Genomic DNA, 14417 nt, shown 5'->3' with positions numbered 1-14417 from the left:
TTCAGGGACGATCGGCGGCGGCGAGTTCCTCGGCGAGCAATTCGGCGAACGTGAAGGTTCCGGTCGGCTGATCGTCCTGACCCAATAGGTACAGACGTTTGACGGAAATCAGAATTGCTTCGGCGATGATGTCGCGGTATCGCGGGTCGGACAGGACCTCGACGTCGGACTCGTTGGTGAGGTATCCGACGTCGATCTGAATGGTCGGCATGTTGGTCAGGCGCAACAGGTCCCAGGTTCGACCGTGGCTGCGGCAATCCAGAAGCGGTGTGCGCGCGACAATTTCGCGCTGCACATAGCTGGTGAGAACCTGGCCGATCATGGACGTAGAACCGTGCGAATTACCGAAGTGGAAACTGGCGACGCCATTGGCTACCGGACTGGTGCTCGATGCGCATCGTAGGGAGATCATCAGATCAGCTCCCCAGGCATTGGCGGTCTCGGCGCGGTCGGCCACGGAGGGATTGGTACCACGGGCGCGGGAGAGGAACGTATCCATTCCGGTCGCGGCCATGCGGCCCTCGAGGCGACTGGCCAAGTCCCACAGAATCTCCGATTCGGAGACGCGACCCAGTGGGCCGTCGACGATGCGTCCGGTGTCGGCGCCGCCGAGATCGGGATCGATGACGATGCGCTTGCCGGTCAACTGCGGTCCGGACTTACGGACGAGTTCTTCCTCGCTCATGGCGTGAGGTGATCCGCCGGTGACACGGGTTCCGAGGAGGTCGAGCGAACGCAACGTGGCCGGGCCGCAGATACCGTCCGGCGAAAGACCGATTTCGCGCTGGAAGGAAGACAGGCCTTCGTGGGTCCGAGGGCCGAAGAAGCCGTCGACGCGTTCGCTGTAGAAGCCCAAGTCCTGCAGACGTGTCTGCAGAGTGGCGACGTCGTCTCCGTACAGCGGGGCGGACAACTGGTAGATCAAGGTGCGGGCACCGAGATGGTACGACGCCTCCTTGAGGGCGCGGTACGTGGCCGGGCCGACGACGCCGTCGACCAACAGGCCGCGGTGCTGCTGGAATGCGCGTACGGCACCGCCGAGGGCAGCGTCGAAGACAGAGCCAGGAGCGGTCCAGTGACCGTCGTCCATCGGACCGGGCGGAACCACGGCCTCATGGAGAAAGCCGAGAGCCGACAGGGTGCCGCGGACCTCGGCGACGGCGGGTCCGGAATCGCCGTGACTGAGTTCCTGCATCCTCGAAAGCCTCCAGATCATTCCGACTAGACCGCATCCCGATGCGGCTGATGTGCTGACGCTGGGCATCGGCACATCAGATGATTGTCGCAGAAAGACTGCCTTCCGCTGCAATCCACACGATTCGGAGGTGAATCAGATAACGCCTTCGAGGTCCTTGAGCAGCGCGGCCTTGCCCTTTGCGCCGACGATCTGCTTGATCGGCTTGCCACCCTGGAAGAGGATGAGCGTCGGAATCGACATCACTTTGAAGTCACGGGCGGCCTGCGGGTTGGCGTCGATGTCCAGCTTGGCGATCGTCAGCTTGTCCTTGTGCTCGGCGGCAATCTCCTCGAGAACCGGTGCGACCATCTTGCACGGGCCGCACCAGGTGGCCCAGAAATCGACGAGAACGGGCTTCTCGCTCGTCAGCACGTCGTCGGCGAACGACGCGTCGGTGATGGTGACTGTGCTCTTGTCGTCGGACATTTCTATCTCCTCGATGTGTGAAGCGGTATATGGGTGAGAGCTGGTCAGGCGTTGACGACGTCGACCGGCTGATCGGCGTGCTCGAGCGTGTTGGTGGTGATGTCGCCTTGCTCGGCCAACCAACGCTCGGCGTCGATCGACGCGGTACATCCGGTTCCGGCAGCGGTGATCGCCTGCTGGTAGACGTGGTCGACGAGGTCGCCGGCGGCGAAGACACCCTCGACAGAGGTGGCCGAGGTGGGGGACGCGACCTTGACGTAGCCGGCGTCGTCGAGCTCGACCTGACCCTTGACCAGTTCGTTGCGGGGGTCATGACCGATGGCGACGAACATTCCGGTCACGTCCAGTGTCGTCTTCTCACCGGTGACGGCGTGCTCGAGTGCGATTCCGGTGACACTGGTCTCGCCCAGAACTTCGAGGACCTTGGTATCGGTGAGGAACCGGATCTTGTCGTTGTTCTTGGCCCGCTCGAGCATGATGCGCGACGCGCGGAACTCGCTGCGGCGGTGCACGATTGTGACGCTGCGGGCGAACCGGGTGAGGAAGGTGGCCTCCTCCATGGCAGAGTCGCCGCCGCCGATGACGGCGATGTCCTGGTCCCGGAAGAAGAAGCCGTCGCAGGTTGCGCAGGCGCTGACGCCACGCCCCAGCAGCTTCTCCTCGCCCGGGATCGACAGGTAACGCGCTGCGGCACCCATGGCCAGAATGACCGCGCGAGCCTGGTAAGTCTCGCCGCCCGCGGACACGGTCTTGATCGGACCGGTCAGATCGAGCTCCTCGACGTCCTCGGTGCGGATGTCGGCGCCGAATCGCTTCGCTTGCTCGCGCATCTGCTCCATCAGATCGGGGCCCATGATTCCCTCACGGAACCCGGGGAAGTTCTCGACCTCGGTGGTCGTCATGAGTGCCCCACCGAACTGGGTTCCCTCGAACAGGATCGGCTCGAGCTCTGCGCGGGCCGCGTAGACACCGGCGGTGTAGCCGGCCGGTCCCGAACCGACGATGATGAGATCGTGAACCTTGGGGGTACTCAATGGAGACCTTCCGATCTTGTGCGGCGTGTGCTGGCCGTCGACAGCCGAGTGCTGGTGCACCTGCCGGTCGACGTACATCTGATCAACACCACCCTAGAGGGAGTTGTTCCCCGCAGAGAGATGTGTCAGCCGATATCGCGCCGCGTCAGGACATCGGGGTTGTTCGCACCGCAGTCGTTGCCCACGGCCAGGGCGATGAACTGGGCCGGCCGAGCGCCTGCCAAGACCAGAAGCGTTCCGTCCAGGCCGTCGACCCTGACCTGACTGGATCCGAGAACCTGCGTTGCCGGATCGACATCGTTGGCCGCGAGGCAGGCCGCCAAGTCGGCTGGGTCCGACAGAACTCCGGAATCCCGCTTGCCGAGGATGCTCAATGCGAAACCGGAATCGAGGTCGGTAGAATCGAGGACCATCGATCCCGTGGGTGCCGGTGCGGGTACAGGTTCTGCAGCGACCGACTCGGCTGCGTCCGGCGTGCGCCACACGGCTGCGACGACGACCGAACCCACAGCGAGAAGTGCTGCGGCAGCAGCGATTCCGATGACCATGGGACGCCGTCGAGATCGCAACGGAACGACAACCGGGTCGGTGGACTGCTCGATCGAATGGACCGTGCGGTCGATCTGCTCGATCACGTCCGGCGGAATCGGCAACGTCCCGGTGGTGTCCTCGCCCACCTCCTGCAGTCGAGCCGACACCGCGTCGAGACCGGCGAGGATTTTCATCGACTCCTCGTCACGGCGAACCAGCGGCCACAGTCGCCTGCTGACGTCCTCGGGCAGGGCGTCGCCATGCAGATCGGCCAGCAGCTCCGGTGAGTACGGGGCATCGGGTAGCGAGTCGGTGCTCGACGACACGTTCCTGCCTCCCTTCGCCGAATCTGCTTTCTCTCTCACACGATATAGACGCGAGAGGTCTAGATTCGGTTCCCCGCGTCTTTCAAGTAGGCAAGTTGCGTCGACAGTTTCAGTCGGCCACGGGCGCAGCGGCTCTTGACGGTCCCGGTCGGAACGCCGAGCAACGCGGCCGCGTCGGCCACGGAGTAGCCCTCCATGTCCACTATGACGACGGCTGCCCGCTGGTCGGACGGGAGCGTCATCAGAGCCTGCCGAACCAGAATGGTGGTCTCCGTCTCGGAGATGCGATCCCTGGGAGACGCTGGTTCCTGGCTTTCGTTCTCGCTCAACGGAACCGAGGGCCGGGCCTTGTTACGGCGGATCCGATCCAGGCAGGCGTTCACGACGATTTTGTGCAACCAGCTGCGTACGGCAGCGTCGGCACGAAACGACCCGGCCGTGCGATGCGCGGATAGTAGCGCCTCTTGCAGAGCGTCGGAGGCATCCTCGGCGGTGTAGCTCGTGCGACGAGCCGTCAGCCACAGATGCTCGTGGTGTCGGTAGATCAGTGTTGCGAATGCATTCGGTTCCCCGGCCGCATGAGCAGCCAGAAGTTCCGCATCCGTGCGCTCCCCTAGCGCCGAATCGATACGTTCGGTCATACGAAAACGGCTCCCCCCGTGTTAACGCATTGGGGGGAGCCTAGGCCATGGAGACCGTGAAGTACGAAACGAACCGGTATTGCGTACCGAGCGTCGGGTCTAGGAGTCGAAACCGATCCCGGAGATCGAGGTGGCGATGCGGCCACCCTGTTCTCCGAGTGTGGTGATCCACACGAGCACGTTGCCGGTGGGCTCGGCGTCGTTCAGCGGGATGTCGGTTCGGCCGTTCTGAAGAGTGGCTTCACCGAGCAGGGTGGTGTCGCTCAGGCTCGGAGAATCGTTCGGAGCGGACCTGATCTCGACGACGGTTCCCGGTGACGTCGATTCGATCCACGCGTTCGTCAGCGCCGTGGACGGGATCGTCACGAGCAGACCGACGCCGTTCTTCAGGGCCGGGAACTGCTGGAAGTACGAATCGGTCGTCCACGCCGTGCTGGGGTCGTTGTCGGTCGCGTTGGACGCCGTGCCGGGGTTGTCGGCCGAACCCTGAGGCGAGAAGACACTGACGCCGTTCAGGGCAACGGGCCCGCCCGTCTGAGCAGGAGGTGCCGCGGTATCGCCGACGGGTGGTGCCGCGGCCGGCGTGGTGAGGCCGAATTCCTGACTGTCGAGAGGGGCATCCGAGCTGTCACCGGCAATCGAGGTGAACAGCCAGTAGCCGGCGAACGCCAGGATGATGACCGTCAAGGCACCGAGAATCGCGATCGCGATGTTGGTGCGGGTCGCCTTGGCCTTCTCGGCGGCGAGCTCTTCGGGGTCGGCGAGCGAGTGCCCGCTGGCCCCCGGTGCGCGCTGGCCCAATCGAAGAGCAGGCATCAAATCCGTCTTGTCGTTGACGACGGCTGCCTGATCGAGGACGTGCTGGACGGTGGCGGCGGTACGGATGCCACTGTTCTGTTCGAGCGCCCGCACGGCGACGGCCGAAATCTCGAACGGAACGTCGGGACGAACCTGCCTGGGCTCGAGCGGCGCGCCCTTGTCGTCGCGGTCGGCCGGACGCATGCCGCCGACGCTACGAGCCGGAGCTTCGTCGCCGGATACCACCGATCCGCCGGTGGTGTCGGACAGCGGCCATTTGGCCGTGATCAGGGCATAGAGCATGGCACCGAGACCGCGGACGTCCGAACTGGGATCGGCGTCGGCCAGAGTGGCCGGGAAAGCGAGGACGGCGTTGCCGCTCGAGCTGATGCGCACGCGATCGGGGTGATCGATCGACAGAGCACCGCCGCTGCGGTGTGCTGCCTCGGCTGCGGCAGCGAGAACCTTGATCGCACGTGCAGCTCCGGTGGGCGCAGGCACGGTGTCGGCCATCTCGCGCAGCGATCGGCCGGGCGTCCATTCCGCGACGACGATGCCGCCCGAGCTGCCGCGCACCACGTCGAGCACACGCGCGAGGCCGGGAGAGTTGATCCGACCCAGGCGCAGCGTACGCGACAGGATCGCCTGCGGGCCCTCGGTGCGGTCGTTGGGTGACGCGGTGGACTGCTGGTCGGCATCGACGAACGTCAGTGCTACCTCGCGGTCCAGCTTGACGTCGTGGGCCTGCCAGAACTTCAGTCCACGTGCGCCGCCGTGCGGAGCCAGCAGTCGATACCGACCACCGGCAACAGAGGCACCGGGAATCAGCGTCGGGCCGCGCAGCGTCCGCTCGGGGGCAGCCGGGACGGCGGTGGTGGCGTCGGACTCGTCGGTTGCGGTCTTCTTATCGGTAGCAGCCTTCTCGTCCTTGGCGGTCTTCTTGTCGGTCTTTTCGACGGCCGTCGTGGCGTCGTCGGAATCGGACTTCTCGGAAGAGGGACTCGAACCCTCGTCCGGAGTCTTCTGCTCGGTAGGGCTCTCGACCGGCAGATCTGCTTTCGAGATCGAGATGGTCTTGTCGGTCGGGCGCGAGGCCAGGGCGGCCTTGGAGATCGATATCGTCGGATCGGCCGGCTTCGTAGCGGGCTTGTCGGTTGCAGTCTTGTCGGCGGCAGTCTTCTCGCCGGCGTCGGCTTTCTCCGTCGATTCGACAGCAGTGGTCGACTTCTCGTCGCCCTTGTCGGAATCAGCAGCAGTTTTCGGTGCTTCCGACGACGACGGAGCGGCGGCCTTGGACGGCTTCACAGTCGAGGACGGAGTCTTGGGCTCGGCCTTCACACTCTCGGCGCGGTCCTGGGTGTCGACTTCGACTCCGCCGCTCGTTCGGTCGGCTTCGTTTGCTGGAGACTGTGCCGGCCCCCCAGCAACATCGTCGTCGGTCACTGTCACTCCTTCAGGCGAATATGCCCACTGTTGTTCTGCAAACGGTCGACCCGTGTGAGCGTGTGCCCCCGGGTGCCGAGGACCAGGGTACGGGAGCCGATCCCGCGCAGTGTCCCATGTGGGCTCGGTTCGAATAACAGGAATCACGCCGGTTTCTGCAGCGGCCAGATCTGCGTCCCGGTCGGCGGGCGCACCGCGGAATTTACGAACTAGCCGGCTCAGGGCGACGGTGACCGCAAGAACCTCGGGAATCTTGCCGAACCACAGAATCGAGAACGTGATGCCGAGCATGATGACGGCGTCGATCGCGACGCGGATGAAGTTGCCGATCCAGCCGTTCGTCAGGGCATCGAGCCCGAGGATCCGGTCGATCGCGAGCATCGCCGCGCCGCCGGCCAGCGAGGCGATGAGGACCAGCCAGATGGTTTTGCCGACGTTGGCCATCCGCAGGTTGCCCAGGCTCTTGTGCAGCAGGTATCCGCCGATGATCGCGCCGACGGTGTACCCGAGACCGGTGGCCGTTCCCAGAAGCAGCACCACCTGTTGGGGCGAGGACGCAATGATCGGCGCGAGCAACGACAGACCGATCTTGACGGCGGTGATGCCGAGGATGATCCAAGTGGGCGTCCAGGCCTTCTCGCGGGCGTAGAAGACGCGCAAGTGGATCAGGACGAGGGCGTACGGGATGAGCGAGAAGGCCGACCAACTCACGGCCTCGCCGAGCCGGGGCGCGACGTCGGCGAACCGGCCGAAGCCGTAGAGCGCCTCACCGACCCACGGCCCCGCGAACGTCAGGAACACCACGATCGGAACCAGCGTCACCATCGTCAGACGGGTGGCGACGGAGAGGTCGTCGACCACCGAGGGCGTGTCACCGTTGGCGGCGTTGCGGCTGAGCCTGGGCATGATGGCCGTCAGCACGGTGACGCCGAGGATGCCGTACGGCAACTGCAGCACGATCCAGGCCTGCGAGTAGATCACGTTGCTCGCATCGTCGGTGCCCGACGCGATCCTGGTGGCCACGATCAGGCCGATCTGGCTGATGACGACGTAGAGCACGATCGCGGCTGCCATCGCGCCGAACTTCTTCAGGCGCTCGTCGAAGCCCCACAGCGGGCGCAGATCGATGCGCTCGCGGCGAAGCGCCGGGATCAGCGCAACGACCTGGGTGACCACACCTGCAGTCACGCCGAGGCCGAGAACGAGGATCTTGGGGTTGCTCATCTCGACCGTGTTCAGGGTGATCTCGCCCGGGACGAAGGGGTACAGAGCGAACACGCCGAGCACGATCAGATTGTTGAATACCGGTGCCCATGCACCGGGCTTGAAGTTCTGCCGGGTGTTCAGCACCGCGGTGAGCAGGCCGGAGAGCCCGTAGAACATCAGCGCTGGCAGCACCAGGTAGGTGAACGCGATGGTCAGGTCCTCGTTGACCTTCGGATCGCCGTCGAGCATCAGCCGCGCGAGCAGCGGGGCTGCGACGGTTGCCGCGAGCGCTACGGTGCCGAGCAGTGCGACCGCGATGGTGAACAGGCGTCGCACGAAGTCGCGGCCGCCGTCGGCGTCCTCCTGCTCGGCCCGCACCAGCACCGGAACGACGATGGCACCCAGGACGGCACCCAGGACCAGCTCGGAGATCATGTTCGGCAGGATCGTCGAGACCGTGAACGCGCTGGCGATCGCGGGGCCGAGAGTGGCCGTCATGGCGACCTGCTTGGCGAATCCGGTGATGCGGCTGACCAGTGTCGCTACCGCGATCGAGCCCGATGCGGCCAGCAACGACTTCTGGGGCCTGGGCTCGGGTTGCGGTGCAGGTCCGGTCTCGCCCGGAGGAATCCTCGTCGGCGGTACCGTCCCCGACGGCGGCTGGGGATAGTCCTCGTCACGGAACCGCGGAATGAGCTGGGTGACCGCGTCGTCGGCTGCCGGCTGACCGTCGAGCGGGGGCGGTGCCGGATACGAGCGCATCTCCGGAGGTGACTGCCGCTCCCACGGCGCGGATCGCGGTGGCGTCGTACGCCGGAACACCTGTGCTGCGGGCATACGCGACCTCGGCAGGTCCCCGTCGTACGGGACGTTTCCTGTCATGGTCTCTCGTACCCTTCGTCGGCCGGGTCGGGTTGGCCTCTGAATCGATGCCAGAGTCGTCGACCTGCAAGTAACAGTAGGAGAGCGCCGGCGCAGGCGGTAATTATGGCGAGCGCCTGACCGTACGCGTTCGACCGTACGGACACCGTGGACACTTCGCCGAGCCTGCTGCCGTCGAGTGTGGTCACGGAGAAGTCGACCGACAGATTGCGGGTGTCGTCGACCTCGGCCGGGATGGTGATGGTTCGTGATCCGCGAGCGGGGAGCTGGGTGATACCGACGTCGCTGATGGTCATTTCCGGGGGCGCATCGACCCGAAGCAGCACGTTGACCGGTATCGGCAGGTCGTTGCGCGCGACCAGTAGCAACGGGCTCTGCTCGGAGGCGAGCGTGTACACGCCGCCCGGTGCCAACACGGTCACCGATCCGTAGATGGCGTCGATGCCGAGCCTGGTAGCGGCAAGCCGGGTGAATGCTGTGGTGCCGGTCTTCTCGGCCATCGAACTGGCTCGGCCCGCCGTGGATAGCGCGCGCAGCATATCCTCGCGTAGCGGCGCTGTGAACAGGCGCGGGGTGAGTGCCGACTGCGGGTCCTCGACCAGCGACTGCATCAGGGTCTCGATCCGAGCGCTCTGCGAGCGCACCAGCCCGATGGTGCCGGTATCGAGTTCGGTGGCCGCATCGATGCTGCTCACGGGAGTTCCCGAGGTGGGCTCGGCCAACAGTTGCGACAGCGGGCGGGGCGTCGCCAACCCGGAACGCAGCAGTGAGGACACCGTGGACAGAATCGCCGACGGCTCGTCTCCCCCGGCCGTCCAGTACTGCGGCGGCGCGACGGTGACAGTGCGCCCGGGCCGATCGGCACCGACGAGAGCGTGGAAGTTGACGGCTCCGAGAGCGTCCTGCAGGCGTGCCGTACGGGAGTCCGTATCGAGGTCGTAGCGCTGATTGTCGGGAGTGAGGGCAGGTGTGGAGGGGGTGGCTCCCACGCCGGCCAACGCGGCTGCGGTGGCCGAATCGTAGTGGGCGGCGGCGAGAGTCGGTTGGCCCTCGGACGACTGCGTTCCGGTCGGAGGAACATTCGTCGAGAGCAGCTGAGCCATCGGTGCCGATGTCGGCGGGCTGATGCTGTTGTCTGCGACCAACACGGTTCCGCTGCCCGCCGAGCGCAGCGCGTCGGCAGTGTCGGCGTCCACGCCCCCGGTGCTGCTCCAGGTGAAACCGCGGGTCGAGGTGATACCCAGGATGCCGTCGACGACGTCGGCAGGGGTGGAGATCGCGCCCTGGATCAGCGAGGCGTCACCGATGTCGGCTACCGCCCCGAGGTCGGTCTGCGCGAACGGCATCGCCGTCACGCAGGTGCTCGACGCGATGGCTTCGAGGCGCGCGAGCCACGCGGTTGCCGCTGCGCTCCCGGTTCCGTCGCGGGCCGTGCTGGCGGGATCGGCGGGGTCGTCGACGACGAGGTAGCCGCGGGTCATGTTCGAGACCGTGACCAGCAGGTCCGGGTCGATACCGATACACAGGCTCGACGCCAGGTTGCCGTCCGGATCGAGTCCCGGTTGCGTCGCGAATTCCACGGCCTTGAGCAGCGTGTCGAGTCGCCCGCCCGAGGCGAGCTCGCCGGCCAGCTCGTCGTCGATCAGCCGCACTCGCTCGTCGACCGAGCCCGGTAATCCGGCGGCCAAGCGCGGAATGTCGGCCAGTGGCCACAGCACGGTCATCGCGACGGGGTTGCGTGTGTTGGGAGGCAGCGGCATCGCGTCCGGAGCAGCGGGGTCCGTGTCGCCCGGATTGCGGGGCAGGCCGACGACGGGGAGCAGGAAGCGGGCGTCGTCGAGTCGTGCGGTTCCGCCGTACTCGGGTGTGCCGTTGACGTTGAGCAGCAGCGGGTAGACGCCGGGTGCCTCGATCCCGAGCGAGGGCTCGGTGCTGCCCCGCAGTTGCATCGACAGGTCGAACTGCCGGCTCTCGTCCTTCTCCAACGACTGCGCCACAGTGACGAAATCGCCGACGCGGTCGAACCGTTCCTGGTCGAGGGTCAGCGAGGTCCGCAGGCCGGACGCGGTATCGATGGCCCCCGATGCCTGCAGGCGAACACTCACATCGTCGACGCGGCGGTCGCCGGTGTTCTTCACCGTGGCCCGAACGGTCACGAAGGGGTCGCTACTGGTGGTGACGGTCGACGGGGCGACGGTTTCGACGCTCAGAGTCAGAAACGGATTGCCGGACTGCGTCCTCGGAGTGTCCGGCACGGCACTGGTGGTTTCGCTGGCCTCGCCCGCGGAGGCATCGGGTTGGGCTGTGGCGGTGGGGAGCTGCGTGGGCATTGCCGCTGCGACGCCGACGGCCGGTGCGACCGCAAGGAGAAACGAGGTCAATGCGGCGGCAGTGACCTTTCGAGCCCGCACGATCACTTCTCGCCGGGGGTCGGTGCGCTCGAGTTCCCGGTGTTTGCGTCGCCGGTATTCATGTCTTCGATGAGTCGGGTGGCGATTGCGGCCAGTTTGCGTTCGTCTGCGTAGGCGAGCCGTGACGGCAGTTCGCTCAGCGGTACCCAGGCGACTTCGGTGACTTCCAGGTCTTCGTCCGAGAGCTCGCCGCCGAGGAATCGCAGCAGGTAGTGGTGGACGGTCTTGTGGACGCGTCGGCCCTCGGTGACGAACCAGTAGTCGATGCTGCCGAGCGACGCCAAGACGGTTCCGCGGATTCCGGTCTCCTCCGCCACCTCGCGCATGGCCGTCTGTTCGGCGGTTTCGCCCTGCTCGATATGACCCTTGGGCAGGGACCAGAGCAGCCGTCCCCGACGGTCGGTGCGTCCGATCAGGGCGGCGCAGCGGGTGGCGGGCGGACCGTCGAGGCCGTCGACCACCAGGCCGCCTGCGGAGGTTTCGCGGACGGTCCGCAGTTTGGGTGCTTCGGTGTCGGCGCGTGCCTGACGCCGCCGCGGGTTGCGGCGACTCCTGTTCGATCGTTCGGCAGCAGACACCCGATCCATACTAGTTGCCCTTGCGCACTCTTCGACCGTGCCGCACCGCGGTCAGTGGCCGAGACAATCGAGTCCCCGCTGCGCCAGTAGGCTCTTGCACCGTGGCCGATCAGTCCCTGTCCTCCGTTTCCGCCGAGCAGACCGATGCCCGCCGGGAGAGGTTGCTGGCGGGAGCCGCGGTGACGCTGCGTGAACTCGCACCGGTGTTGACTCCGCTCGGTGCCCTGTTCGCGGCCGCCGGACACGAGCTGTATCTCGTCGGCGGCACGGTGCGCGACGCTGTGCTGGGCCGACTGGGAACCGACCTGGATTTCACCACCGACGCCAGGCCCGAGGACGTGCAGGCGATGCTGTCGGGTTGGGCGGATCATCAGTGGGACACGGGCATCGCGTTCGGCACGATCAGTGCGGCCAAGGACGGTCAGCAGATCGAGATCACCACCTACCGCACCGATTCCTACGACCAGGTGTCCCGGAACCCCGAGGTGCAGTACGGCGACACCCTCGACGAGGATCTCGTTCGACGCGATTTCACGGTCAATGCCATGGCCGTACGTCTGGGCGCGGACGGCGTGCAGGAGTTCGTCGACCCACTCGGCGGGATGGACGCATTGCTCGAAGGTGTGCTCGACACGCCGTCGGCACCGGAGGTCTCGTTCGGCGACGATCCCCTCCGCATGCTGCGTGCTGCGCGTTTCGTCTCGCAACTCGGATTCTCACTGATGCCTCGCGTGCACCGGGCCATCGAGGACATGGCGGATCAGATCGACCGGATCACGGCCGAGCGCATCCAGGTCGAGCTGGACAAGCTGATCCTCGGCGCGCACCCGATCGACGGTATCGACGTGATGTGCGAGACGGGTCTGGCGCAGCGAATCATTCCCGAGGTTCCCAACATGAAGCTCGAGATCGACGAGCACCATCAACACAAGGACGTCTACACGCACTCGCTGACTGTGCTGAAGCAGGCCATCGATCTCGAGGACGGCGATCCGGACCTCGTATTACGTTGGGCTGCACTGCTTCACGACATCGGCAAGCCCGATACCAAGCGCAACGAGCCCGGCGGTGGAGTGAGTTTTCACCACCACGAGGTCGTCGGTGCCAAGTTGGTGCGAAAGCGGATGCGCGCCTTGAAGTATTCCAAGAAGATGATCGAGGACGTCTCGCATCTGGTGTTCCTGCACTTGCGTTTCCACGGCTACGGCAAGGGTCAGTGGACGGACTCGGCCGTCCGCCGCTACGCCACCGATGCCGGCGAGCTACTTCCCAAGCTGCACAAGCTGGTTCGGGCGGATTCGACCACCAGGAACAAGCGTCGAGCGGCCGCCCTGCAAGCCACCTACGACGATCTGGAGGAGCGGATCACCCGCATCGCCGAGCAGGAGGACCTGGCGCGAGTACGTCCGGACCTCGACGGCAACGCGATCATGGAGTTGCTGAACATCCCGGCCGGACCCGACGTGGGCAAGGCGTGGAAGTTCTTGAAGGAGCTCCGGCTGGACCGTGGACCCCTCTCGCGTGAGGAAGCCGAACGGGCGTTGCTCGAGTGGTGGCCTACGCACTAGCGCGTCCCGCGCGCACAATGAGCGAAGCTCGGGAAGTTACACCACGTCAGCGCGGTGCGCGCCGGGTGTTGAGCACCGCTGCGGCGAAGCCGACGGCGTAGATTCCTGCTCCGACGAACACCAGCGCGTGCGCAGTGGGATCCTGGCTCAGCTCGGTGGCGTCGGGACCGACGGCGAAAGCGGCGGCCGCGAGGGCACCGACGAACGCCACGTTGAACACGGTGTCCTGCAACGCGAAGACACGCCCTCGATGGGCGTCGTCGATCTCGATCTGCATGGCGGCATCGCCGCTGAGTTTGACGGTCTGCCCGGCGATGCCGAGGAGGAAGGCTCCGATCAGCAAGCTGGTCTGGGTGAGGCCGGAGACGGCACCGACCTGCGCGGCGATCGCGAGCACGAGGGCAACCGCGATGGTGCGGGTGCGTCCGAACCGCGGGATGGCGAACGGAGCGATCACGGCAGCAAGGAACATGCCGGTGGCCGTGGCCCCGACGGCGATGCCGAAGCCGGCGAGCCCGCCCGGCAGGGAACTCTGCGTGGTCTCGCGCAGCACCAGCACCATGATGAGCGTGTTGATCCCGAAGACGATCCGGTGCGCCCCGATGCCGATCATCGCGGTGGTTACCCCCGGCGACTCCCACACGGCAAGGGCGCCCGATTTCAGCCCGGCAGCAACATCTTTCAGTGGATTCTCGGGCCGTTCGTCGGTGTCGGGACCGAGGGATCGCGGCCGGAACCGTGCGGCGGCGACGGCACCGATCACCGATCCGGTCGCCGCCAGCCCGACGGCGACGCCCGAGCCGAGATCCCCCGCTCCGACGACGCCGATCACCGCGACCGCGAGGCCGGCACCGGCCGCCGCGAACCCGGAGCCGACGGTGGCCAGTACCGAGTTCATCGGGACCAGCCACGATTGCCGCACCACGTGCGGCAAGGATGCCGACGCGCCCGCCAGGACGAATCGACTGAGTCCGACGGTGGCCAGAGCCAACAGCAGCAGCGGTGTTGCGTCGACCCCGGAGCACAGCAGCATCGCGGTCGCGGTGATGAGAGCGATGCGAACGACGTTGGCCCACAACAGAACCGATCGACGATCCCAGCGATCGAGCAATGCGCCGGCGAAAGGACCCACGAGTGAGTACGGGACGAGCAACACGGCGAACCCGGCGGCGATCTCGGCCGGATTCGTCGCGCGCTCGGGATTGAACAGGATGGCACCACTGAGTGCGGCTTGGAACAATCCATCACCGAACTGACCGGCGAACCTGACGGTGGTGAGCTTGCCGACTCCCGGGGACTGACGTAGGCGGGTACGGAAGGAGGCGTCGTTCACCGA

10 protein-coding genes are annotated in these 14417 nt (G+C 66.1%); 1 reads left to right on the top strand and 9 read right to left on the bottom strand.

Annotation, left to right across the window (positions count from 1 at the left end; all coding sequences use genetic code 11):
* Nucleotide 1: 1 nt before the first annotated feature.
* The 8 genes from ACFI9K_RS11500 to ACFI9K_RS11465 all read right to left on the bottom strand — a co-directional run bounded on the left by ACFI9K_RS11500 (nt 2) and on the right by ACFI9K_RS11465 (nt 11513).
* Nucleotides 2–1195 carry an N-acetylmuramoyl-L-alanine amidase gene (locus ACFI9K_RS11500; RefSeq protein ID WP_206511059.1) on the bottom strand — a complete coding sequence of 398 codons (1194 nt, stop codon included), beginning with the start codon at nt 1193–1195 and terminating at the stop codon, nt 2–4.
* 135 nt (nt 1196–1330) lie between these two features.
* On the bottom strand, nt 1331–1663 hold the full coding sequence (trxA, locus tag ACFI9K_RS11495; protein ID WP_462663609.1) for a thioredoxin: 333 nt from the start codon (nt 1661–1663) through the stop codon (nt 1331–1333).
* Nucleotides 1664–1707: 44 nt separating this feature from the next.
* Nucleotides 1708–2697 (bottom strand): thioredoxin-disulfide reductase, encoded by a 990-nt coding sequence (gene trxB / locus ACFI9K_RS11490; RefSeq protein ID WP_462663608.1) that lies wholly within the window; start codon nt 2695–2697, stop codon nt 1708–1710.
* A 125-nt stretch (nt 2698–2822) separates the two neighbouring features.
* The gene (locus ACFI9K_RS11485) at nt 2823–3554 is read right to left on the bottom strand and encodes a hypothetical protein (protein ID WP_462663607.1); all 732 of its coding nucleotides are present in this window, start codon (nt 3552–3554) and stop codon (nt 2823–2825) included.
* A gap of 59 nt (nt 3555–3613) precedes the next feature.
* Nucleotides 3614–4195: an RNA polymerase sigma factor SigM gene (gene sigM / locus ACFI9K_RS11480; RefSeq protein WP_462663606.1), complete on the bottom strand. Its 582-nt coding sequence runs from the start codon at nt 4193–4195 to the stop codon at nt 3614–3616.
* Between the two features lie 99 nt (nt 4196–4294).
* Nucleotides 4295–8524, bottom strand: a complete 4230-nt coding sequence (locus ACFI9K_RS11475) for a murein biosynthesis integral membrane protein MurJ (RefSeq protein ID WP_462663605.1) — start codon at nt 8522–8524, stop codon at nt 4295–4297.
* Complete coding sequence (locus ACFI9K_RS11470; RefSeq protein ID WP_462663604.1) at nt 8521–10941, bottom strand: glycoprotein; 2421 nt, start codon at nt 10939–10941, stop codon at nt 8521–8523. Before ACFI9K_RS11470 ends, ACFI9K_RS11475 begins: the two co-directional genes overlap by 4 nt.
* Nucleotides 10938–11513 (bottom strand): NUDIX hydrolase, encoded by a 576-nt coding sequence (locus ACFI9K_RS11465; RefSeq protein ID WP_462663603.1) that lies wholly within the window; start codon nt 11511–11513, stop codon nt 10938–10940. The genes ACFI9K_RS11470 and ACFI9K_RS11465 overlap by 4 nt, the downstream gene beginning before the upstream one ends.
* Before the next feature lie 101 nt (nt 11514–11614).
* On the opposite strand from ACFI9K_RS11465, the gene ACFI9K_RS11460 reads away from it, so the two are divergent.
* A complete protein-coding gene (locus tag ACFI9K_RS11460) occupies nt 11615–13081 on the top strand; it encodes a CCA tRNA nucleotidyltransferase (protein ID WP_462663602.1) in 1467 nt (488 codons plus the stop codon).
* A 46-nt stretch (nt 13082–13127) separates the two neighbouring features.
* Here ACFI9K_RS11460 and ACFI9K_RS11455 read toward each other — a convergent pair whose 3' ends face one another.
* Nucleotides 13128–14414: an MFS transporter gene (locus tag ACFI9K_RS11455; RefSeq protein WP_462663601.1), complete on the bottom strand. Its 1287-nt coding sequence runs from the start codon at nt 14412–14414 to the stop codon at nt 13128–13130.
* Nucleotides 14415–14417 lie beyond the last annotated feature (3 nt).

Source organism: Rhodococcus sp. PSi06 (assembly GCF_054960675.1).
Note: the sequence above shows the minus strand (reverse complement) of the source record. Positions and strands in the feature narration are given on the sequence as shown.